At 40.2% G+C, this 21,951-nt stretch carries 19 protein-coding genes; 15 read left to right on the top strand and 4 right to left on the bottom strand.

The window, feature by feature from the left end; genetic code table 11:
- Nucleotides 1–8 precede the first annotated feature (8 nt).
- Both uvrA and WAA15_RS05755 read right to left on the bottom strand, forming a co-directional pair.
- Nucleotides 9–2,879, bottom strand: coding sequence for an excinuclease ABC subunit UvrA (uvrA, locus tag WAA15_RS05760; protein WP_337041638.1), 2,871 nt, complete (start codon nucleotides 2,877–2,879; stop codon nucleotides 9–11).
- Nucleotides 2,880–3,000: 121 nt separating this feature from the next.
- Complete coding sequence (locus WAA15_RS05755; RefSeq protein WP_337041637.1) at nucleotides 3,001–5,541, bottom strand: T9SS type A sorting domain-containing protein; 2,541 nt, start codon at nucleotides 5,539–5,541, stop codon at nucleotides 3,001–3,003.
- 162 nt (nucleotides 5,542–5,703) lie between these two features.
- Here WAA15_RS05755 and WAA15_RS05750 point away from each other — a divergent pair, with 162 nt between their 5' ends.
- The 5 genes from WAA15_RS05750 to WAA15_RS05730 all read left to right on the top strand — a co-directional run bounded on the left by WAA15_RS05750 (nucleotide 5,704) and on the right by WAA15_RS05730 (nucleotide 10,216).
- Nucleotides 5,704–6,366: an HAD family hydrolase gene (locus WAA15_RS05750; protein ID WP_337041636.1), complete on the top strand. Its 663-nt coding sequence runs from the start codon at nucleotides 5,704–5,706 to the stop codon at nucleotides 6,364–6,366.
- Nucleotides 6,363–6,752: a VOC family protein gene (locus tag WAA15_RS05745; protein WP_337041635.1), complete on the top strand. Its 390-nt coding sequence runs from the start codon at nucleotides 6,363–6,365 to the stop codon at nucleotides 6,750–6,752. Before WAA15_RS05750 ends, WAA15_RS05745 begins: the two co-directional genes overlap by 4 nt.
- Before the next feature lie 102 nt (nucleotides 6,753–6,854).
- Entirely contained in the window at nucleotides 6,855–8,012 is a 1,158-nt protein-coding gene (locus tag WAA15_RS05740) for an MFS transporter (protein ID WP_337041633.1), read from the top strand.
- Between the two features lie 219 nt (nucleotides 8,013–8,231).
- Nucleotides 8,232–9,293: a hypothetical protein gene (locus WAA15_RS05735; protein WP_337041632.1), complete on the top strand. Its 1,062-nt coding sequence runs from the start codon at nucleotides 8,232–8,234 to the stop codon at nucleotides 9,291–9,293.
- A gap of 239 nt (nucleotides 9,294–9,532) precedes the next feature.
- Nucleotides 9,533–10,216, top strand: coding sequence for a head GIN domain-containing protein (locus WAA15_RS05730; RefSeq protein ID WP_337041631.1), 684 nt, complete (start codon nucleotides 9,533–9,535; stop codon nucleotides 10,214–10,216).
- A gap of 63 nt (nucleotides 10,217–10,279) precedes the next feature.
- Here WAA15_RS05730 and WAA15_RS05725 read toward each other — a convergent pair whose 3' ends face one another.
- A complete protein-coding gene (locus WAA15_RS05725) occupies nucleotides 10,280–12,079 on the bottom strand; it encodes an acyl-CoA dehydrogenase (protein ID WP_337041630.1) in 1,800 nt (599 codons plus the stop codon).
- Between the two features lie 66 nt (nucleotides 12,080–12,145).
- Complete coding sequence (locus WAA15_RS05720; RefSeq protein ID WP_337041628.1) at nucleotides 12,146–12,457, bottom strand: SCP2 sterol-binding domain-containing protein; 312 nt, start codon at nucleotides 12,455–12,457, stop codon at nucleotides 12,146–12,148.
- Nucleotides 12,458–12,732: 275 nt separating this feature from the next.
- On the opposite strand from WAA15_RS05720, the gene WAA15_RS05715 reads away from it, so the two are divergent.
- From WAA15_RS05715 to ftsA, 10 genes are all read left to right on the top strand, one after another.
- Nucleotides 12,733–13,335, top strand: a complete 603-nt coding sequence (locus tag WAA15_RS05715; protein ID WP_337041627.1) for an RNA polymerase sigma factor — start codon at nucleotides 12,733–12,735, stop codon at nucleotides 13,333–13,335.
- 95 nt (nucleotides 13,336–13,430) lie between these two features.
- Nucleotides 13,431–13,622 carry a hypothetical protein gene (locus WAA15_RS05710; RefSeq protein ID WP_337041625.1) on the top strand — a complete coding sequence of 64 codons (192 nt, stop codon included), beginning with the start codon at nucleotides 13,431–13,433 and terminating at the stop codon, nucleotides 13,620–13,622.
- A gap of 29 nt (nucleotides 13,623–13,651) precedes the next feature.
- A complete protein-coding gene (locus tag WAA15_RS05705; protein ID WP_337041624.1) occupies nucleotides 13,652–14,482 on the top strand; it encodes a mechanosensitive ion channel family protein in 831 nt (276 codons plus the stop codon).
- A 163-nt stretch (nucleotides 14,483–14,645) separates the two neighbouring features.
- Entirely contained in the window at nucleotides 14,646–15,593 is a 948-nt protein-coding gene (locus tag WAA15_RS05700) for a DUF3078 domain-containing protein (protein WP_337041623.1), read from the top strand.
- 32 nt (nucleotides 15,594–15,625) lie between these two features.
- On the top strand, nucleotides 15,626–15,952 hold the full coding sequence (gene mscL, locus WAA15_RS05695) for a large conductance mechanosensitive channel protein MscL (RefSeq protein WP_337041621.1): 327 nt from the start codon (nucleotides 15,626–15,628) through the stop codon (nucleotides 15,950–15,952).
- Between the two features lie 324 nt (nucleotides 15,953–16,276).
- Nucleotides 16,277–17,455 (top strand): FtsW/RodA/SpoVE family cell cycle protein, encoded by a 1,179-nt coding sequence (locus WAA15_RS05690; RefSeq protein WP_337041620.1) that lies wholly within the window; start codon nucleotides 16,277–16,279, stop codon nucleotides 17,453–17,455.
- Between the two features lie 42 nt (nucleotides 17,456–17,497).
- Nucleotides 17,498–18,601, top strand: a complete 1,104-nt coding sequence (gene murG / locus WAA15_RS05685) for an undecaprenyldiphospho-muramoylpentapeptide beta-N-acetylglucosaminyltransferase (RefSeq protein ID WP_337041619.1) — start codon at nucleotides 17,498–17,500, stop codon at nucleotides 18,599–18,601.
- Nucleotides 18,602–18,620: 19 nt separating this feature from the next.
- Entirely contained in the window at nucleotides 18,621–19,397 is a 777-nt protein-coding gene (locus WAA15_RS05680; protein ID WP_337041618.1) for a GNAT family N-acetyltransferase, read from the top strand.
- Nucleotides 19,398–19,472: 75 nt separating this feature from the next.
- The gene (locus tag WAA15_RS05675) at nucleotides 19,473–20,240 is read left to right on the top strand and encodes a cell division protein FtsQ/DivIB (RefSeq protein ID WP_337041617.1); all 768 of its coding nucleotides are present in this window, start codon (nucleotides 19,473–19,475) and stop codon (nucleotides 20,238–20,240) included.
- A 92-nt stretch (nucleotides 20,241–20,332) separates the two neighbouring features.
- Nucleotides 20,333–21,754, top strand: a complete 1,422-nt coding sequence (ftsA, locus tag WAA15_RS05670) for a cell division protein FtsA (protein WP_337041616.1) — start codon at nucleotides 20,333–20,335, stop codon at nucleotides 21,752–21,754.
- The last annotated feature ends 197 nt before the right edge of the window (nucleotides 21,755–21,951 follow it).

Here is a 21,951-nt window from a genome sequence, read left to right as displayed (position 1 = left end):
GCATTAACTCAGACCTTTATCTTTTCTTTCAGAAACTCAGCGGTATAATTATTTTCCAGTTTTACCATTTCTTCGGGCGTGCCTGTAAATGTCAGATAACCACCTTTTTCGCCTCCTTCCGGCCCTAAGTCTATAATCCAGTCGGCCGATTTAATAATTTCCATGTTATGCTCAATAATAATAACCGAGTCGCCTTGGTCAACTAAAGCATTAATGGCTTTCAGAAGTTTCTTGATGTCATGGAAATGAAGCCCTGTGGTTGGCTCATCAAAAACAAAAAGTGTTTTGCCTTTATCTGCATTGCCTTTGCTTAAGAAAAAGGCCAGTTTTACACGTTGTGCTTCTCCGCCTGACAAAGTGCTTGACGATTGCCCTAACCCAATATAACCCAAGCCTACATCCTGTAAAGGTTGGAGTTTGTCGGCGAGTTTAGGGTCACTTTCCCTGAAAAATTCAATGGCTTCATCAACCGTCATTGACAGAATATCCGCAATATCTTTCTCGCGGTATTTTACTTCCAGAATTTCCTGTTTGAAACGTTTCCCACCACAACTTTCACATTTCAGGCGTACATCGGCCATAAATTGCATTTCAATGGTTTGTTCTCCCTCTCCCTGACAAGCCTCACAACGGCCACCATCCACATTGAATGAGAAAAAGGCAGGTTTATAATCGCGGGCTTTAGATAAAGGCTGGTCGGCCATCATCTGTCTTATATAATCATACGCTTTAATATAGGTAACAGGGTTTGAACGTGACGATTTCCCGATAGGGTTCTGGTCAATCATTTCAATCTGAGTAATACGGTCTAAAGAGCCAGTTAAATCGGCGTATTTTCCGGCCTCTTCGCTGTATTCTCCTTTCAGGCGTGCAATGGCAGGAAACAGAATTTTTCTTACAAGCGTCGATTTGCCTGAACCACTCACCCCTGTTACGACGGTGAGCGTACCTAATGGAAATCTGACATCAATTTCTTTTAAATTATTTTCTCTTGCTCCTTTGATTTCGATAAAATCAGTTGGTTTTCTTCGCTGGGCTGGCACAGGCACTTGGTCTTCACCCGTAAGAAAACGAATGGTGTGGCTAGTATTTGCACCCGCTTCATTATGTAGTAATGGAGTAGTACTAAGCCCTTTAATATCTTCCCAGTTACCCTGAAAAATCAGATTCCCTCCATGTGTACCTGCGTCTGGCCCTATATCAACAATTTCGTTGGCAGCCAGCATTACTTCCTCTTCATGCTCTACCACTACTACGGTATTGCCTAAATCTCTCAGAGATTCCAGCACACTTACCAGCCGGCGTGTGTCTCTTGGGTGTAAGCCTATACTTGGTTCATCAAGAATATACATTGAGCCTACCAAAGCACTACCCAATGAAGTTGCCAGTTTAATACGCTGGAACTCTCCGCCCGATAGGGTAGAAGTAAGCCTGTTTAGGGTCAGATACCCCAGCCCTACACGTTCCATGAAGTCGAGGCGGCTATTGATTTCAATCAGAATGCGTTTGGCGATACTTTGTTGGTATTCGGGTAATTGCAGGTTTTTGAAAAACTGAACTACATCGCTGATAGGCATTAGCACAATATCTGTAATAGATACCCCGCCAACTTTTACATAAGAAGCATCTTTGCGCAGCCGTGAGCCTCTGCATTCGGGGCAGTCGGTGCGGCCACGATAACGCGATAACATCACCCTGTACTGTACTTTATGTACCTGACTTTCGATGTCGGCAAAAAAAGCATTTAAGCCCTGAAAATACGAGTTGCCCGTCCAGAGTAAATCTTTTTGCTCTTGCGTAAGGTCACGGTAAGCTCTGTGAATAGGAAAATCAAACCGGATACCGTTTTTTAGTAAAGGAGCTACCCATTCGCTCATGCGTTCGGTTCGCCACGGGGCAATGGCTCCTTCAAATACAGATAAATTTTTGTCAGGAATAACCAGTTCGGGGTCAATACCCAGAATTTTTCCAAAACCTTCACAACGCTTACATGCGCCATAAGGATTATTAAACGTGAAAAGATTCACGCTTGGTTCTTCAAACGAGATTCCATCTAACTCAAATCTGTCCGAAAAGGTACGTTTTTCTTTGCCAACTATATCAACAATACATTCGCCCTCGCCTTCAAAGAAAGCAGTTTGTACCGAATCCGAGAATCGGAACTGCGTATCTTCATCGTTATGTTTAACCGTATTTCGGTCAATCAGAATCTCTATGTTATGTTTTTGGTCATCAAGGTCAGCCTCAGCTTCCAGAATTTCCTCAATTTGTCTGGTTTCACCATCAATCACTACGCGTGTGTATCCTTTTTGCAGCAGCAGGTCAAGTTCTTTCTTCACTTTGCGGTCATCCTTGACTTTCAGAGGCGTAAGTACCATTACGCGCGTACCCTCTTCATAAGAAAGAATATGGTTTACTACGTCTGTGACGGTATCTTTTCGTACTTCCCGCCCCGAAACAGGCGAGTAAGTGATGCCAACACGTGCAAATAACAGTTTCAGGTAATCGTATATTTCGGTTGTAGTACCTACGGTTGAACGCGGATTCTTGGTGGCTACTTTCTGTTCGATGGCAATGGCCGGAGAAACTCCTTTAATGTATTCAACCTCAGGTTTTTCCATGCGGCCTAAAAACTGGCGTGCATAAGAGCTTAGGCTTTCAACATACATTCGTTGGCCTTCTGCAAAAAGTGTATCAAAAGCCAGTGAAGATTTCCCACTACCCGAAAGGCCCGTTACTACTACCAGTTTGTTGCGTGGAATGGCTACATTGATATTTTTCAGATTATTGACTTTAGCCCCTTTAATAATGATGAAATGCTTAGGGTCAAGCGCATCGACATCAGGATACTTTATGAAATTATTTGCAGAATTTTCCATGCAGACATTGCCTGTCTTCAACCGAAGAGTGCAGGTATTTATATTTTTGGATTTCTAAAAATCATTAAGGAATGAGCATAAATCTCATTCTTTTATAACCAAATATCTGGTCAGATAGTTCTTATTTATTAGTAATAATCAAACGTCTGATATCCTCCGAAGTATCACTTTTAATTTTTATCAGATAATTGCCTTTTTCCAGACTCTTCAGGTCAATTTCTTTTCGTTCGGCGGTATCTGTAAATCTGAAATTATACATGAGTTTGCCCGAATAACTATAAAATTTTACCTCTATATTTTTCAGTGTTGTTTTGGTTTCCAGATAAACAAAATCAGACGCAGGGTTAGGGTATAACGATACGCCGCCCGAAAGTGTTTTCAGAGATACTACTTTTGAAGAAGCCGAGGCACAACTAAGCACACGAGTGTTATTGATGGTGTAGTCGCGTAGCGTTCTTACCTGATAATTACCATCCTGTTCTACTTTCAGGGTATATTCGTGGGTGGTAGCAAAACGGCTGTTTTCGCGTAGCCACTCAAACTGCTCCTGGTCTGCAAGGCTTACATTCAATGCCTGTAAGGTATATACCCCAATTTGCCCGATGTCGGGTGTTTTGGGAGCTTCTTTGATAAGTACTTTTTTGGTGTCAGACTCCCGCGTGCAACCAAAAACAGTAGTGGCTTTTACCTTGACGGGAGATTCGCCGATAGCATCAACAGAGATTTCCCGCGCTGTGCTGTTATTACTCCACACAAGGCTCTCGGTACTGTTTGTGCTGACTTTAACAGTGGTCCCCTGACAGGCAATAGAATCAGGCGCAAAAACTAACTGAGGTTTGGCTGGTAATGGGTTGATACTTATATGAACAGAATCGGATTCTTCTGAACAGCCAAAAACATTAATGGCTTTTACTTTGAAATAATACTGGCCAACTTTCTGTACCTGAATGCTATGCGAAGTGCTATCGTTGTTCCAACGTATATTTTCATGGCTGTTGGTGCTAAGGGTAATACTTTTGCCCTCGCAAACAGAAAACTCTGGCAAAACAGTAATGGCAGGTTTTTCTGGAGCAGGATTTACTTTTACGGTAACGCTGTCAGAAACTACCGAAGCACACCCAAACTGGTTATAACCCCTTACGGCATAGCGCCCTTTGGTAGAAACTGTAATAGTAGCAGTAGTTGCGCCGGTACTCCATTGAAAACTGTTAAGCTCGGCTCCGGTAGCTTTCAGCACAATACCATTGGGCTGGTTGGCACAGAGGTCTACCCCACTATCATGTATAATTTCAGGTTTAGCAGCCGGATACGTAAAAGAAGTATTAATTGTTGGTGCCAGTAATTTATTTCCCAGTTTGTCGGTAACGCTAGCCGAATACATACCTTTAGGTACGATAATCTGATTGGTTGTGCCTCCGTTAGACCAATGATAATTTGCGAGGTTATCAGGAAGGGTAATTACAGTTTCGTTATTAGGGTTACACGAAACGCTAATATCAACTATTGGCTTTGCCAGAATGGGTCTGGAATTTCTGAAAAAATTATCGTCCAGATATTTATCCCAGTTTTCGGCTAAAATACTTAAACCGTTGTTATCAGGAGGAACATTCTTGAAGTGAACAAAATCTGGTCGTGGATTTTGCAAATCATCGGTAAAAGGGCCCGGAAATATATTATTTCCGGCGCGTTCAATTACTATGTTTTGGCCTTTAATAATTTCAGGGTTAGAAGGGTTCAGATACGTAAGTGAGGTACGGGCAACTACCCACGATAAATCGTTGTTGAATTCGCTACGTACAATATCGATAAACCTCTGAAAGTTAGAAGAATAAGCCTCGGCCGAAAGTTTGTTCGGATAGTTGTCTGTTTCGCCCTGTATCCAAAGCAATGACCTGACCCCTAACAAAGAGCAGTAGTAGTGAAGCGTATTTCTGAGATTAGTATAAGGTAAACCTTTGGGTAGCAAGTAGGTTCCATCAAAAATATAGGTTGGGAGCCGCTCGGCACTTTCGCGCCAGTTAATAACTGATACCAGTAACTGGCCAGCATTAAAAAACATAATAGGTACATTTAGTTTGCGAGCAAGCCTGTCGCCTAATTCGCCATAACACCAAGCGGTGCTTCCGGCTGGTGCAATGTTTACCTCGGCATTTAAATGAACAAAATTAAGATTCTCGGGTAGAGGGTCCAGAATATCATTATTCTTGAAGTCGATGGCATTTACGCGGTCGTCGGTAGCACCAAATGCCCCCGAATCGGGCAAGCCTTCTGCGTTCGACTGCCCTAAAGCCACAAATACCTCACCTACACCCACGCGGCTCAGAGTAATGGTTTGTATAACCGCATTATCCTTTATTGCTCTTACCTCCATGGTATACCAACCACCAGCCGCTGCAATACGCCCTGAAAAATACCCTGCTTTGGGGTGTTCCTGAACCAGCGTCCAGTCGGTCGAAACGCCCTGCCCTTCCACTACTGTTGTTAGTTTGGCTTCAATCCTGTCAACGGGCTGGGTGTAATTTCCTAGCATATTAATAAAACCAATATTGCCATTATGTCGCTGAAATACTGTTCTGTTAGTCGGAAAAGAAAGAGTTATCTGAGCAAAAGTGGTTGTGCTGAGGAGGGTACAAATACACAAGAAAATGAATCTTTTTTTCACAACAGTAATATGGCTGAAAGGTATCTTATTTATTTACAGGTGGGTACGTTGCAAAATTAAGATTTTTGAACAATATAATTATCAATCGGGTATCATTATTAGTAAATAAATGAGTAGCGAACCCCAGCGAAAAACGCTAATTTTGCAAAAAAAAGTGAAATATTGGAAACATCATTTGCAGTAATTTTTGATATGGATGGTGTCATTTGTGACACTAACCCCCACCACTCTCTAGCTTGGAAGTCTTTCCTGAAAAAATACGAAATCGACGCTACCGAAGAAGAGTTCATTGCCCACATGTATGGCAAAAGTAACAGTTATATTCTGAAATACTTTTTGAAGCGCGATGTGATAGGAGAAGAGTTTATGCAGATGGAATATGAAAAGGAAGCACTTTTCAGACAACTGTACGAACCCGAAGTAGTGCCTATTAATGGGCTACTTACCTTTATTGATGACCTGAAAGTAAATGGCATAAAAACAGGCATAGCCACTTCGGCCCCTGTTGAAAACCTGCAACTGATTTTAAGCAAGCTGCCTTTAGCCGATAAAATGCAGTCGCTGTTGTCAAGTGCCGACGTACTTCATCATAAGCCTAACCCCGAAGTATACCTTAAATCAGCCTCGAATCTGGGTATTTCTCCTCAAAGATGCCTTGTTTTTGAAGATTCTCACTCAGGGGTATCAGCCGGAAAAGCAGCAGGAGCAAAGGTAATAGGGGTATTGAGTACTTATAAAAAAGAAGAACTCCCCGTTTGTGATGACTATATACTTAATTACGAAGGGCTAACCTTTGATAAAATAAAAACCTTATTCGATACATGAAAATTGAACACGTGGCTATCTGGGTCAAAGACCTTGAACTGATGAAAGGTTTTTATGAAAAGTATTTCGCAGGAAAAGCAAACGAAAAATACCGGAACGATAAAAAAAACTTTGAATCCTATTTTATTTCGTTTGAGTCAGGGGCGAGGCTTGAACTCATGCAAATGCCCGGCATAACTGAATCTTCTCAGGGTATTGCTCAGCAATTTATGGGGCTTACCCATTTTGCTGTTTCGGTCGGTAGTAAAGAGCAAGTGGATGCACTTACTGAAATATTCAGGAATGATAGCTTTGAAATTGTAGGAGAACCCCGCTGGACGGGTGACGGCTATTATGAAAGCGTAATACTCGACCCCGAAAAAAACAGAATTGAGATTACAGCATAAAACGCTGATTAAAATAATTCTGGTTCAAAAGCGTATTATCAGGCAACCCATAAGTATATAACAGAGTATACTTACTATGGATGCCTTTCTGTACTTTAATTTATGTTTAAACACTTATCTACTTTTTTCTTTCACCGTCAGAGCCTTGCGGTTGCTATGGTTTTTACGGCTATGGGTATTTTATTTGGTAGCTGGGCAACACTTATTCCGTTTGTAAAACAGAAATATGCCCTCGACGATGCACAACTAGGGCTTTTGTTGTTGTGTATGCCTTTGGGTGCCGCTGCCATGAATCCTTTCACAACCATTCTGATTAATCGTTTTGGAATGCGTAACACTACTATTGCAGGCTTAATTTTCATGTCAATAGTGTATGCCATGCCCGTCAGTATGGACTACCTGCCGCTAGTGGGTTTGAGCTTATTACTGGTAGGTATCAGTATTTCTACCACTAATGTAGCCATGAACACCTGTGTTACCAGTCTGGAGCATCAATATAGTATCAATATTATGTCAACTTGCCACGGAATGTTCAGCGGTGGGTTAATGCTGGGTTCTGTACTGGCAAGTTTTACACAAGGCATGAAAATTCTGCCATCTTACCACATGTGGCTGCTTGCAGGTGTTTTTATTCTGCTGGCTTTTTTTATTCGCCCTACGGTGCTGAGTATCCATGAGGAGAAAATTGAAAATAACGAGGGTGCAAAATTTGTTTTCCCGAAGGGCCCGCTACTTCTGATGATTCTGATAAGCCTTTGTACAAACATCACTGAAGGTACAATGGCCGACTGGACAGCCGTTTATATGCGGGACGTAGTAAAAACGCAGGATTATTTCATTGGCTGGGGCTTGGCCGGATACTCATTTTGTATGTCGCTGGGGCGTTTTGCGGGCGATGCGCTCATTCCGCGTTATGGTGGTAATGCCGTGTTGCGAGTAGGAGGTATTATGGCCTCGTGCGGAATTCTGCTGGCTATTGCAGCCCCGTACACGCTTACCGCCATTTTAGGTTTTGCAATGGTAGGGGCAGGGGTGTCATGCGGAGCCCCGATTCTCTACGGAAGTTCGGCAAGAGTACCCGGTATGGCAAAAGGCGCAGGTCTTGCAACCATGAATACATTTAGCATGGGGGGCTTTCTGGCAGGGCCAGTATTAATCGGGTTTGTATCAAAGAGTATCAGCTTGCCGTTTGCCTTTGCTCTGATAGCTATTTTAGCATTGGTCTGGACATTCATGGTAAATAAGGTAAAACTGTACTAACGAAAAATAAATTTTGGCACACAACCATTATGGAATGATTATTGTACTGTAAAATGCAGATAAACAACGATACACGAAGAATCTTATGACTAAATTACACACAAACCATTACCTGCCCAATTACTTATTTACCATTTAATAAAATTTAGAAGAAAAATTTTTTCTTCTAGCCAACACTCATTAATTTTATAATCGGAAAACAGAAAAAAGCAGGATTATATGAAAAAAATCATCTACTCTCTTGGAGTATGCCTTGTTGCTACTCAGCTACAAGCACAGGTAGTTAGCAATGCTGAGTTCTTTGTAAGCGAAGGGGCAGTTGTAAGCTTTAATACAGATGTAACCAACGAAGGAAAATTTACCAACAAAGGTAAAGTCCACTTTCAGAAGAATTTCGACAACCTTAGTACAGTAGAATCATCAGGAACCGTTGTTTTTGATGGCAACTCTCCTCAAATTCTTAAGAGTTCAAAAGAATTGACATTTGGTCAGTTATTTCTAGATAATGATTTAAAACTTGAAGCCCCTCTTCGTATCAACGAAGGATTATCTTTCCGTAGAGGTGTGCTTGAGTCGTCTTCATCAAGCCCACTGGTTTTCAGTAATGGAAGCAGATACAGCGGTGCTTCAGACTTTTCGCACGTAAAAGGAGTAATAAGCAAAGAAGGAAACGAAGCATTTGAGTTCCCTCTTGGCGATGGTACTAATTTCCGCTCTTTTTCAGTAGCCAGAAGCAACGAAAATCAGGTTCTAACTGCCTCATATCTTTACAGAAGCCCGCTGAATGTATCAGAACAAGTTTCGGAAGGTATTGATGACATAAACAAAAACGAATACTGGTCGCTTAAATCAGAATCGATGAAAGCATCGGCTCAGGTTTCGTTCAATAACAACTCAGACCTTGATGGCGTTGCTTATCTGAACAGAGGAACATGGGCTATTGCAGAAGGTTCAGAGCTTTCGTCGGCAACAGACCTTAAAAGCGGTACGCTTTTCACATTAGCCAGAAGCCGCAATGTTCAGGCTGCAATTGGGGTGTATCCGAACCCGACAGAGGGCGAGTTCTTCCTGAAACTTACAGGAATGGATGATACAGAAAAAATCGTTGTAGATATTACAAACCAAGATGGTGGCAAAATTATGCACAAAGAAGGTACCGTAAGAGAACTTCGTAAAGCATACTTACTACCAGAAAACCTCCCAGCTACTGAATTAACAGTAAGAGTAATGAGAGAAAACTCGAAAAAAGTTTTATTCCAGAAAATGATTCTGAACAAATAATATTTATTATTTGACCAAATAAAATATTCTTAAAAGCTGTCCTTGTAAAAGGATGGCTTTTTTGTTTTGTTAGATTCGCAATGGCTGAAAAGTTGATTTACAAAAAAACACACAATACAAAGCAGTGCAGATATTCGGAAAGCAAGAATATATGAGAGAAAATAATTTCGGGCTTCTGTGCAACCTTTTTCTATTTTTATCATCTATTGTATTGTACGTACATAAACTATACCAAAATCATGAAAAAGCTTTTTATTTTACTTGCCTTTTTTGCTTCGGCTACTTTTGCACAAGAATCGAAACGTTCGTTTGATGTTTCAGGTTTCGACAAAATTGACCTCGGAAGTGCTTTCGTTATTACTGTATCAAAATCAAATGATTTTAAGGTGGATGTTGCCGGACGTGAGCAAGACCTGAAAGACCTCATCGTAAAGGTATCGAATGGTAAATTAAGTGTTGGGTATCCTAATAACTGGGGTGGCTGGAAGAACCGTAAAGAAGTATATGTAACCATTACCATGCCTAAGCTGGTGGGTGCTAGTTTTTCTGGTGCTAGTAAAGCAAAGGTAACAGGTTTTAGTGGAGAAAAACTTGCGCTTGATGTGTCGGGGGCATCGCAGGCTACGGTTGATGTAGATGCCAAAAATCTTTCGATAGATTGTTCGGGCGCTTCGAGCCTGACCATTACGGGTAACGGAGACCATATAAATGCCGATGTATCAGGTGCATCTACCATTAACGCTTTTGACTTTAAAACAGCCGTAGCAAACGTAGATGCGTCAGGTGCCAGTGGTGTAAAATTATATGTAACCAGTAAAATTGTTGCAGAAGCCAGTGGGGCAAGTAGTGTACGCTATAAAGGCGGGGCTTCGTCGGTAGTAGCTAATACCTCCGGAGCAGGTTCGGTGAAATCGACTAATTAAAAACTTTTAAATCAATACAATTACAAGGGATGGTTAATGGTAGCCATCCCTTGTAATTTTTTATTACATTACAACTTCTCTTTCTGTCATAATTGTCAGTACTTCTGTGTCTGTCAGGCGAGTAGCCAAACCTAGCGTTTTAGGTAACTCATAATGGAAGAAGTATTTCATGGTATGAATTTTACTTTCATAAAATTCTTCTTCATCGTTATTTCCTGTGCCAGTTAATAACGCCTGTTTGGCAACAATAGCCTGTTTCAGCCATTGCCATGCTACTACGTTTAAGCTGAACATCTCCATATATAAAGTAGCATCTGACAAGAATTTTTCTATGTCGCCCGTTCCGGCAATCTCCAGTAAGTGTTTGGTTACAGCCTGTAAGCGGCTGGCGTTTTCCTGAAGCAGATTAGCGTATTTCTTTAATTCATCGTAGGCCGAAGCTGCCGTAATAGTTTTACCAAACTCCTGTGCCAGTAATTGCAGCGTTTTGCCACCAGCTAGCGTAACTTTACGCCCCAGTAAATCCTGCGACTGAATCCCCGTAGTACCTTCATAAATAGGTGTAATACGTACATCTCTGTAATATTGCTCTACCGGAAAATCTTCTGTAAAACCATAGCCACCAAAGCATTGCACCGCATCACTAATAGCTTTCATGCCGTACTCACACGGGAATGTTTTAGCAATAGGAGTAAGTAGCTCGAGTAATAAATGCGCGTTTTCTTTTTCTTCGGGGTCGTCAGAGGCTTCAGCCAAATCGAAATACCTCGATGTTTCCAGTAATAGAGATAATGACCCCTCCACGACCGACTTCTGGAAAAGAAGCATTCGTTTCACATCAGGATGCTGAATAATAGGAATCTGTGGGGTATCCAAAGCCGTTTTGAGGTTGAGGCGGCGGCTTTGCGGGCGTTCTTTGGCATACTCTAAAGCAGCGTAATATGCGGCCGAAGTAATGGCGGCCCCTGTAAGCCCTACGCCAATGCGTGCTTCGTTCATCATCTGGAACATATATGATAAGCCCTTGTTTGGCTCACCTACCAGAAATCCTATGCAGTTGTCGGCATTGTCGCCAAAACCCAAGTGCATGGCTGGCACGCCCTTTTGCCCCATTTTATGGTAAATACCCATTGAGGTAATGTCATTCTCGGTACCGTCGGCATGGTATTTTGGTACCACAAACAACGAAATACCCTTAGTGCCTTTGGGGGCACCTTTAATACGCGCCAGAAATAAATGAATGATGTTCTCGGTGGCGTCGTGGTCTCCGGCCGAAATAAATATTTTTTGGCCTCTTATTTTATAAGTGCCATCTTCCAGAGGTTCGGCAGACGAAGTAATATCTGATAACGAGCTACCGGCTTGTGGTTCGGTCAGGCACATAGTGCCTTGCCATTTGCCAGAAATCATATTATCGATATACTTTGCTTTTAATTCATCAGACCCAAAATTAGCAATCAAACGAGCTGCACCGGCTGTCAGGCCTGTATACATCATGCCGTTATTGGCTGCCATCAGAATATACCCTACGGTGCTGGTAATAGTCATGGGCATTTGGGCTCCTCCGTTTTCATAACTGAAATCGGCCCCGATAATACCCGATTCGCCCACGGCTTTCAGGTAATTTCTGATAGCGGGGTGTACCTTCACTTTGCCGTCTTTTAGTTCAGGCTGGTTTTTATCGACCTCCTTTAAAAACGGAAACATAAGGTTTTCGGCAATCTGGGTAGCTGCATCGATAGTCATATCGAAGGTTTCCCGGTTGTGGTCCGAGAAATACCCATGCTGTGCAAGGTCTTCTGCTTTGTGTACCTCATAAAGCAGAAAATTTACATTTCTTTTATTGAAAAAATTCTTTGCCATAATACACTATACCTTTAAACGAGTTCAAGACAGTTTTTTACTAATACAAAAGCCAATTACTGGCTATTACATAAGCCCTAGCATTTTGGCATATTTCATCATAGCCCCCGGATTCGATATTTTTAGTTTACCCATCATCATTGCCATCATAGGGTTCATATCTCCGCTCACTATTTTTACAAAGTCATCGGCGTCAGCTTTCACTACACATTCAGGGCTTCCTTCCAGCCCTTCTTTAAACTCGGCTTTGCCGTCAGCTACAATCATTGAGTACTGTGCATCATTGCCAAATTCAAAATGTAAAGTGGTGTTCACATCGCCAATTTCTGCCGCAGTTAGTCGGGCAGCCGTATTCTGTAAATATTCTTTTGCAGACATAGTTTTAATAAAATTTAAAAGAAGAATTGAATGCCGAAAGTTAATAAAAATAAGCAAATATTATGCAAGCATACTATTTTTATTTATAAAATATTTGTCTTTTTAAGTAAAAAAATAAATATTTGATTCATAAATGCCAATTATTTCGTAATACTTTCGTATATTCTTTTAAAAGCGAAATAAGGGTATAAAAAGCTTTTCGTTTTCTGTAATTTTATTGAGCCAAATTAAAATTCTTACCATATAGTTACTTTTTTTTAATCGCACCGTCAAAATTGAAAAACAAAGCTTTTAAAGTAGTAGCAGACGAAGAGTTAGTTCGTTTATACGTCGAGACTCAACGTAATATTTATTTTGAAGAACTTTATGACCGTTATGTTGATAAAGTTTATAGAAAGTGCCTCTCCTTTGTTAAAAATGAAGCCCATGCTGAAGACTTCACACATGATATTTTCTTGAGAGTAGTTTTAAAAATCGGTAGTTTTAAAGAACATTCTAAGTTTTCGACATGGCTGTATTCTATTACCTACAACTATTGTATGGACCAAGTGAGGCAGTCGAAGAAGCAAGCCGAAATTGCTCTTGATGAAAACTTTGACCTCGAAGACGAAAACTACGACCTTGAACTGGCTGATATGCAAACACAAGGTTTGAAAAAAGCTTTACAGAAAATCGATGCCGACGAACGCGCCATTTTATTGATGAAATATCAGGATGATTTCAGTATTAAAGAAATTTCAGATACGTTAAAAATTACTGAAAGTGCTGTGAAAATGCGTTTAATGCGAACTAAAGAAAAATTAAAGAAAATTTATAAGGAGAACATTATATTTCTGCTTATTATTATCATCAAAGCTATTTGGTTTTGGAGAAAATAGCTTAACGTCAAACGCTTTATTGTTTCAGGGAAAAGCCTATTACTAAAACCAATATCCTTGAAATGTAAATTTTATTCCTATAAAATGGTTTTGATATGAACGATACATTTCAAGAAATTGATGATGATAACGCTCAAGCCCCTGAGCATTTAAAGGGAATGTTAACAGCAGAAATAGATGCGATTCGGGATATAATGCAAATTGTGCAGATGTTTCTAGGAGAAACAATGGTGGCAGGAGTGAAGTTATTGCAGGAATTGGAACAAAAAGAGACCAAAGACGAATAGTATTGAAAATTTTGAAATAGAGAGTGTCTATGAACCAACGAGTACCCACTTTTGTAGAAACCCTGATGGAAACCTTTAATAGCCTGATTAAAAGTTTTATGGGTTTCATCTATAACTTTATTGGTGCTTTAGCCATACTGGTCATTGGCTGGGTGGTAGCCAAAATTGTAGCGGCAATTACTAAAAAAATGCTTCAACAGGTTGGAGCAGATAGAGTCGGAGAAAAACTAAATCAGATTGACCCTATCAAGAGTATGAGACTAGAGATAAAAGTAAGCACAGTTGTGTCGAAAATTCTCTATTATTTTATTCTGATATTTATCTTGCGCCCGGCTGCTGATACCTTAGGTGTACCTGCCATTTCGGACATGGTAAAACTACTTGTTGAGTTTATACCAAAAATGATTTCGGCTGGTATTATGTTATTTGTAGGTATATGGTTGGCCGATACTCTCCGTAATTTTGTGGTTTCGTTGTGTAAATCGTTTAATATTGCCGCAGGCAAGTTAATCGGAACCGCAGTTTTCTTTTTCCTGCTTATTATTTTCGTGATTCAGGCAGTAGCACAGGTAGGTATTAACACAAGCCTGTTAGAATCAAGTTTTAATTTGTTTATCGGAGGTATTATTCTGGCATTTGCCATCGGTTACGGCTTTGCCTCAAAAGAAATATTGCTTAATATTATTTCGTCGTTTTATACAAAAAATAAATACAAAGAGGGGCAGATAATAGAAATAGACGGTGTAAAAGGAGAAATTATCAGCATGGACAATACGTCTATTACGCTTCAGACCGAAGAATCAAGAACGATTTTTCCGTTACAGGTACTTCAGTCGAAGAAAATTGTAATTTTTGATTAATTACTAGTACAGCCAGCTTTTACTCTTGGCCTACAAGCTACGCAAGAGTCCTCATTAGTTCTTCCGGTATTTATCAGCCTGTTGTTTCACAGTTATACTAATCGCATAAAATGATTAGCCATACTTGTTTTTGACCAAACATAATCTAACCCAAATTTGCAATATGAATAAACTACTAAGTTTCGTCGTAGTTATGCTTACCACAACTACACTATGGGCGCAAGACACACTAAAAGTTAAAAGTCTGGCAGATGCTAAAACACGTGCCGATTCATTAAAAATTGGTTTCTGGAAACCCAGAAATACACAATTTGGTATTAATTTCAGCCAAGCGGCCTTTAATAACTGGCAAGGCGGTGGTATTAATAACTGGTCTATTGGCGCACTTTTTAATAACAGAGCCGAATATAATAAAAACAAGGGCGTTTTTGTGAGTGACATCCAGTTTCAGATTGGTACTGTTAATAACAAAGGCCAGAGAAGTGCCAAAAGCATTGACCGCCTGTTTATGGAAGCCAAATATGCACATAAAGTAAGCCCTAAGCTAAACTGGTTTGGGGGTATTAACTTTCTTTCGCAGTTTGCACCCGGGGTGGTATATGAAAACGATGGCCTGCCTACCCAACAGAAAAGAACAATATCCAGCTTTTTATCGCCAGGGTATTTATCAGAAGGTTTAGGTATTGAATATAAGCCAGTATCATATTTTGTGCTACAATTAGGTGGTGCTACCCTGCGCCAGACCTTCGTAGCGAGCAACAAAGTCTATACTGATTTTACAGAATATAACAAAGTTGAAAAAGCATACGGTGTAGCTAAAGGTAAAAAGGTATTGGTTGAAACAGGGTTTCAGTTAGTAGCAGCCTTTGATAAAGACATTGCAAAAAATGTAAACCTGAAATTCCGTTATCAGGGCTTTTTGGCATATAGCCCCAAGAAAGAAGCCCCACAAAAAAATGCTATCGACCATAACATTAACGTCATTGCCACGGCTAAAGTAAATAAATACCTGAACATAAACTTTACACTTTTAGGAATTTATGACAGAGACCAGATTGATAAGTTCCAGATAAGCCAAGGCTTTGCCGTAGGATTACTCTTTACTTTATAAAAATTAATAAACTTTTAAACGCCTGAAAAACAATGCTAAAAGAATTTAAAACTTTTATTGCGCAAGGCAATGTTCTTGACCTCGCCATTGGGGTAGTAATAGGTGCAGCGTTTGGTAAAATAACTACATCGCTCGTTGATGACATTATTATGCCTGTTGTTAATTTTTTTACTAATGGTGGTATAACCGGAGGTATAGTACTAAAAGCCGCTACCGTAGATGCCGCCGGCAAGGCTGTTCCTGCCATTGTTATCAATTATGGTAACTTTATTAGTGTTATTATTAATTTCTTTATCATTGCTTGGGTGCTTTTCCTGATTGTAAAAGCCGCCAATAAACTCAAACTGACTGATAAATAAAAAGTATAAAGCAATAGGTCTAAGTCTCTTTAAGAAATTAAATTCTTGAAGAGACTTACTACATTATAAACCATAACCGGTTACATTGATAGAAAAACCCACCAAAGAAAATTTTGTTTATCTTAATAAAATGCTAATAAAAAAGCCATTAAACAGTTAAAAAGAAGTCTTTAAATAAATTTTCATTGTTTTCTTTTTCTTTGCCGTATAAATAATTTACATTTGTTATGACTTTAATTCTGGGTAATAAAATCCCCTTTTTAAAAGTTATTATCGTGCTTATATCCTTATAATCTTTATTCGCGGTGTTTCCGCTTTTAAGTCATGGAAACGTGGTTAAAAGACAAACTGCGTGGCGACTGGCAAATCTGGTTTATTATCGCCGTGCTTTCATTGTTCAGTATACTAGTAGTATACAGTGCCAGTTCTGCTCTTGCTTACAAAAGAGCCGGTGGTAACACCGAAAGCTACCTCCTTTCACATACCGTTCATTTACTCTTAGGCTTAGGGGTAATCTGGTTTATGCACCGCATTAACTATACCAACTTTGCCGGTATTTCAAGACTATTACTCTGGATAACCCCCATTATACTATTGTATACCTATTTTTTTGGTACTACTGTGGGTGGAACCAAACGGTGGATTAACATCTTTGGTATTTCGTTTCAGTCTTCTGACCTTGTTCGGCTCGTATTAATTACCAATCTGGCGGCTATGCTGGCACGTCGGCAAAATGTCGAATACAACCCGAAAACCCTTGTAGGGCTGATTTTCTGGTGTGGGTTGCTTTGCGGAATGCTGGCTGTTACCAACTTTTCAACGGCTGTTATACTGGGCATTACCTGTTTCATTATTATGTGGGTAGGGCGTGTACCGGGCCGGTATCTGGTCCGAATGGCGGCTTTTGTTATAGGCACAATGGTAATAGTACTGGGTATCAGTATATATCTTTATACCAAAGGTGTTGACTTTGGGCGTGGGCAAGTAGTGCTTGAGCGTATTGAAGCATTTGGTAAAGTAGATTTGAATCGTGATGGCGTAATTGGAAATCCTGACAGAGATGATAGCTACCAGCGCGACCAAGCCATGATTGCCATTGCCAGAGGTGGCCCAATTGGTATAGGGCCCGGTAAAAGTTTCCAGCGGAATTACCTGCCAGAGGCTTTCTCGGATTACATCTATGCCATTATTGTGGAAGAATATGGGCTTATTGGGGCAATATTAGTAATGTTTATGTATCTTTGGTTGTTGTATCGGGGGCTAAAAAATGTCGAAAATACTAACAGGGCCTTCGGGGGCTTACTCTGTGTTGGGCTAACGTTTAGTATTGTCTTTCAAGCCTTTGTACACATGTTCATTAATGTTGGTTTAGGGCCGGTTACAGGCCAGACCCTACCATTAATGAGTATGGGAGGAACTTCAATCCTGTTTACCTCGGTAGCCATAGGTATTGTATTGAGTGTAACCAAAGGCGAACACGACGAAGGTCGGGTAGTAGCTTAACCATACTACACAAATAAACTGTTTGATTTGTAAACTTTCTGAATGAAAAAAGGTGCTAAAATAATTATTTCGGGCGGTGGCACAGGCGGGCATATTTATCCTGCTGTGGCTATTGCCAACGAATTAAAAGCAAAAGACCCTGACGTAGAAATCCTGTTTGTAGGAGCCGAAGGCAAAATGGAAATGGAAAAAGTGCCAAAAGCAGGGTACCAGATTATTGGGCTACCCATTGCAGGCATAAACCGTTCTAATATGCTGGCAAATATAGGGCTTCCATTTAAACTGATAAAAAGCCTCTGGAAAACCTACAAGGTTATCAAAGGCTTTAAGCCCGATATAGCCATCGGCGTAGGAGGGTATGCCAGTGGGCCAACGCTTATTATGGCCAATTTTTTGGGCGTACCTACGTTAATTCAGGAACAAAACTCGTTTGCAGGCGTAACTAATAAATCATTGGCCAAAAAAGCCAGAAAAATATGTGTGGCGTACCCGAACATGGAGCGTTTTTTTCCGAAAGAAAAAATAGTTCTTACCGGAAATCCCGTCAGAAAAGATATTATCGAAACAGCCTCGAAACGCGAGCAGGCTTTAAAACATTTCGGGCTTGACCCCGAACGTAAAACCTTACTCATTATAGGTGGGAGTCAGGGAGCAAAAACAATTAACGAATCGATAGCAGCAGGTTTGAACGACCTCATTGCCAATGATTTACAGGTAGTATGGCAAACAGGCAAACTGTTCATCGAGCAGGCCAAAGCAGCGGTTGAGGCCCTACAAACCAAACGAGTTTTTGTTTCAGACTTTATTTATGAAATGGATTTAGCCTATGCCGCTGCCGACTTGGTGGTGTCAAGGGCAGGAGCTTTGTCAGTATCTGAATTGTGTCTGGCGGCTAAACCTTCTATACTGGTGCCGTTTCCGGCTGCTGCCGAAGACCACCAGACAGCCAATGCACTCAGTTTGGTAAATGCCAACGCCGCATGGTTAGTAAAAGATGCAGAAGCAAGAACAATACTGGTCGACAAAGTAGTTGAGCTAGCAGCCAACCCTAAGGCCATGGATGACCTCAGCAAGAATATCCATCAATTAGGAAAGCCTTATGCAGGGCGGGAAATTGCAGAAGAAGTAATTAATTTAATCGGATAGCCTGAGACAAAAGTCTTTTATGAAAATATTCTTTTCAGAAAACAGAGTTAATTATTCAAACTATACTTTCGACTACGCGATTTACTGTTTGAAAGAATCGCAAAGCGAACTGGCAGAAATCTATGAAAAAGGTTTTTTGCCCTATACAGGCGACTTGACAATTGAAGGCGATATTTTTTATCTGGCCAGAAGCCTTAGAGTAGAACTGGATAGTTTTGATGATACCTCCGAAAACCGTCGGGTGAATCGTTTGGTTGAACCTTTACAAATAACGTTAGAAGTAATCAGAAAAGAAGATTTCGACCTGAACGACCCAGCGTTTGTAAACTTTTGTCAGGAATATATCTCACAGCGTATTGGCGATGATAACATGAGTCTCGAACGCTGGCAATATATTCTTTCAAGAGAAACAGGAACACACATTTTGCGTTTTACGTCTGAGGGTAAATTCTTAGGGTTTATTCTGGCCGCGTTAGATAACACCGTGTTGCATTACTGGTTTGCGTTCTTTGATACAGAATATATGCGCACGCACTCGTTAGGAAAATGGATGATGTGGCGGGCTATCAGGTGGGCTAAAGATAATGGCTTGCAATATGTGTATCTGGGTACTGCTTATAAACCCGGAGCACTCTATAAAATCAGAGACCACAAGGGGCTTTCTTATTTTGATGGATATAAGTGGAGTAAAGACATAGAGAAGCTGAAAGAACTTTGTAAAAATGACCTCGAATTAAAAGAAGCCGACCATTTTAAATTGCTCGATGATAAAAACACATTTTTGAAAAAATTATAATTTATCTGGAAAACATAATCCATTAGGTTCAATAATCAGATATTTATTTAAAGACAATATTACGTGCTACCTGAAATGGACAAGAAGAATAATTTCAAAAAAATAGGCAAATGGGTCATGGCCGGAAGCGCCTTGATAGCAGTTGTTGTGCTTGTAGTTTTTTCAAGCAATACTTTTTCGGCAGAGCGGTGTAAAAAAATCGAAGTAAAAATAAAAAACGCAAACGAGCAGTTTTTTATCGATACAAAAGAAATAGAAAATCTGGCAACCAGAAACGGCAGTACTCAGTTAGTAGGTGAATTGTTTGAAAAGATTGACCTTCGGGAAATTGAAAAAAGAATACTAAAAAACAAACAAGTAAAGACTTGTCAGGCATTTAGAGGCATTGAAGGAAACCTGAATATTGATATAGAACAACACATTCCGGTAGCGCGTATTCTGATGAATAATGGCCGTGAAGATGTATATGTGGATAAAGAAGGAGCCTTTTTTCCGTTATCTGAAAGATATTCCGCAAGAATTATATTGCTTTCGGGTGAATATTTCCGAAATTTGCCGAGTTTAAAACTAAAACGTCAGGAAAAATTATTAAATTTCATCAATTTAATCAACGACGATACCTTCCTGAAAGCACAGTTTACACAATTAGAGATAGATAAAACAGGAAATATCAACATTGTTCCGTTATTAGGTAAACATACAATAGAATTCGGCGAACCTGAAAATGTTCAGAACCGGCTCAACAGACTGAAAATATTTTATAAACATATTTTACCCGTGCAGGGTTGGGATACATTTACAAGCGTAAGTGTTAAGTACGATGGGCAAGTTGTTTGTAAATAAAAAAACAACTGGTGGCAATTATTAGTATATATTTATAAAGCCCTTTTAAATAGATACATACATGAAAATAAATGCCCTAAAAAAGTAACGAGATGAGTAAAGGCGTAATAGTAGGTATTGACATTGGCAGCACAAAAATATGTGCCGTTGCTGGCATTATGGATAGTATCGGGAAAGTTAAAGTTCTTGATATAGTGGAAGAGCCTACCCAGAGAGGTCGGGTATCGAACGGTACCGTAGTGAATCTTGAGTTTACAGCAAAAGACATAGACCGGATTCTGAATGTCCTTTCTGATAAAGCAGAAATAAATATTCATAATGTAATTGTTAATATCTCGGGCGAGTACGTTGAAGGAAAACCACACCAGAGTTTCCTTACCCGTGACGATAGCCGCAGTACTATCCGTAAAGAAGAAATTGAAAGATTAGCCGTAGATGTTCGTAAATCGTTTCGGCCTACTGCGGGCAATATCATTATTCATACATTCCCGCAGGAATTTATCGTAGACCGCGCCCATGTGCCAGATAATCCGGTGGGGCGTTTTGGTATTACATTAGGCGGAAATTTCTTTCTTATATCGACACCTAATGACCCTCATCTGGCTTTACGCCGCACAATTGAGAGCGTAGGTGTAAAAGTACAAAACAACAGAAGATTTGTACCTTTAAAAATTGTACATACTTTGTTTACTCCGCTGGCCGATGCTTTAGCCGTTTTGAGCGAGATAGACAAAAAACTAGGGGTAGCCGTAGTAAATATCGGGGGCGATACCACCGAAATTGCTATTTTTCATGAAAGCGGCCTACGCCACATTGCCGTTATTCCGTTTGCAGGCAAAAGTATCACAAACGATTTGGTAAAAGCCTTTCAGATACTGCCAGACCATGCCGAAAAACTGAAACTCATTATGGGGGCTGTGCCGCCTGACGAAGTAGGCAAGAACGATATTATCAAGATTCCGGGTGTAGAAGGTTTGCCAGATAAAGAAATCGTAGCCAAGAATGTCAGTATTATTATTGAAGAGCGTATGAAAGAAATTGCTTCAATGGTAATGGCTGAAATCATGCACTCAGGCTATGACGGCCAGCTAATCAGTGGTATTGTATTAACCGGAGGTACGGCCAATATTGCCATGATTAAAGAAGTTTTCACGATGGTAACCAATGGTATGAATATCCGTGTAGGAAATACAGTCAGAAACATTGGCGAAACCTCGGTGGGCCGTATTACCGACCCCAAATACTCTACGGCAGTTGGCTTGGTGCTATCAGGCTTTTTACCACTCGACGAACGCGTGCCGGAAGAAGTAATCTGGGGAGAAGTACCCGAAAGTCAGGTTTCGATGGGTAATAACCACGGATTCGACACCCGTGTGAATGGTAAAAAAGAAGAACCACCGCAAGAAGAAGAACAAAATGGGGGTGGAATTTTCAGTTGGTTTAAAAAGAAAGTCTCTTCGGCTGGAAAAATAGTCAATACCGATATGGGAGACGATAAAAATTATACGAATTAATACGATTATATCCCGAAAATAAATATATTTAAACGAAAATTAGCCATAGCTAAAAATTACCGATATTTTTACTAGACGTGCTTTATTCGCGTGCCAAACCCATAAAAATGAATTCCTCCTCGTGGAGTAAAGGTCGCGTTTACTCTAATATCTGGTTTTTTTTAACGGAAAACGAATTACTTTCCTAATTAACCTAC

Source organism: Emticicia sp. 17c (assembly GCF_037153985.1).
GTDB lineage: Bacteria > Bacteroidota > Bacteroidia > Cytophagales > Spirosomataceae > Emticicia.
This window is presented reverse-complemented; position numbering and strand designations above follow the sequence as displayed.

Excerpts from the sequence above, each read along its gene's own strand:
- uvrA (WP_337041638.1), bottom strand. The coding sequence starts at position 2,879 with ATGGAAAATTCTGCAAATAATTTCATAAAGTATCCTGATGTCGATGCG.
- WAA15_RS05745 (WP_337041635.1), top strand. The coding sequence starts at position 6,363 with ATGAAAATTGAACACGTGGCTATCTGGGTCAAAGACCTTGAACTGATG.
- WAA15_RS05740 (WP_337041633.1), top strand. The coding sequence starts at position 6,855 with ATGTTTAAACACTTATCTACTTTTTTCTTTCACCGTCAGAGCCTTGCG.
- WAA15_RS05735 (WP_337041632.1), top strand. The coding sequence starts at position 8,232 with ATGAAAAAAATCATCTACTCTCTTGGAGTATGCCTTGTTGCTACTCAG.
- WAA15_RS05730 (WP_337041631.1), top strand. The coding sequence starts at position 9,533 with ATGAAAAAGCTTTTTATTTTACTTGCCTTTTTTGCTTCGGCTACTTTT.
- WAA15_RS05725 (WP_337041630.1), bottom strand. The coding sequence starts at position 12,079 with ATGGCAAAGAATTTTTTCAATAAAAGAAATGTAAATTTTCTGCTTTAT.
- WAA15_RS05720 (WP_337041628.1), bottom strand. The coding sequence starts at position 12,457 with ATGTCTGCAAAAGAATATTTACAGAATACGGCTGCCCGACTAACTGCG.
- WAA15_RS05710 (WP_337041625.1), top strand. The coding sequence starts at position 13,431 with ATGAACGATACATTTCAAGAAATTGATGATGATAACGCTCAAGCCCCT.
- WAA15_RS05705 (WP_337041624.1), top strand. The coding sequence starts at position 13,652 with ATGAACCAACGAGTACCCACTTTTGTAGAAACCCTGATGGAAACCTTT.
- WAA15_RS05700 (WP_337041623.1), top strand. The coding sequence starts at position 14,646 with ATGAATAAACTACTAAGTTTCGTCGTAGTTATGCTTACCACAACTACA.
- mscL (WP_337041621.1), top strand. The coding sequence starts at position 15,626 with ATGCTAAAAGAATTTAAAACTTTTATTGCGCAAGGCAATGTTCTTGAC.
- WAA15_RS05690 (WP_337041620.1), top strand. The coding sequence starts at position 16,277 with ATGGAAACGTGGTTAAAAGACAAACTGCGTGGCGACTGGCAAATCTGG.
- murG (WP_337041619.1), top strand. The coding sequence starts at position 17,498 with ATGAAAAAAGGTGCTAAAATAATTATTTCGGGCGGTGGCACAGGCGGG.
- WAA15_RS05680 (WP_337041618.1), top strand. The coding sequence starts at position 18,621 with ATGAAAATATTCTTTTCAGAAAACAGAGTTAATTATTCAAACTATACT.
- WAA15_RS05675 (WP_337041617.1), top strand. The coding sequence starts at position 19,473 with ATGGACAAGAAGAATAATTTCAAAAAAATAGGCAAATGGGTCATGGCC.
- ftsA (WP_337041616.1), top strand. The coding sequence starts at position 20,333 with ATGAGTAAAGGCGTAATAGTAGGTATTGACATTGGCAGCACAAAAATA.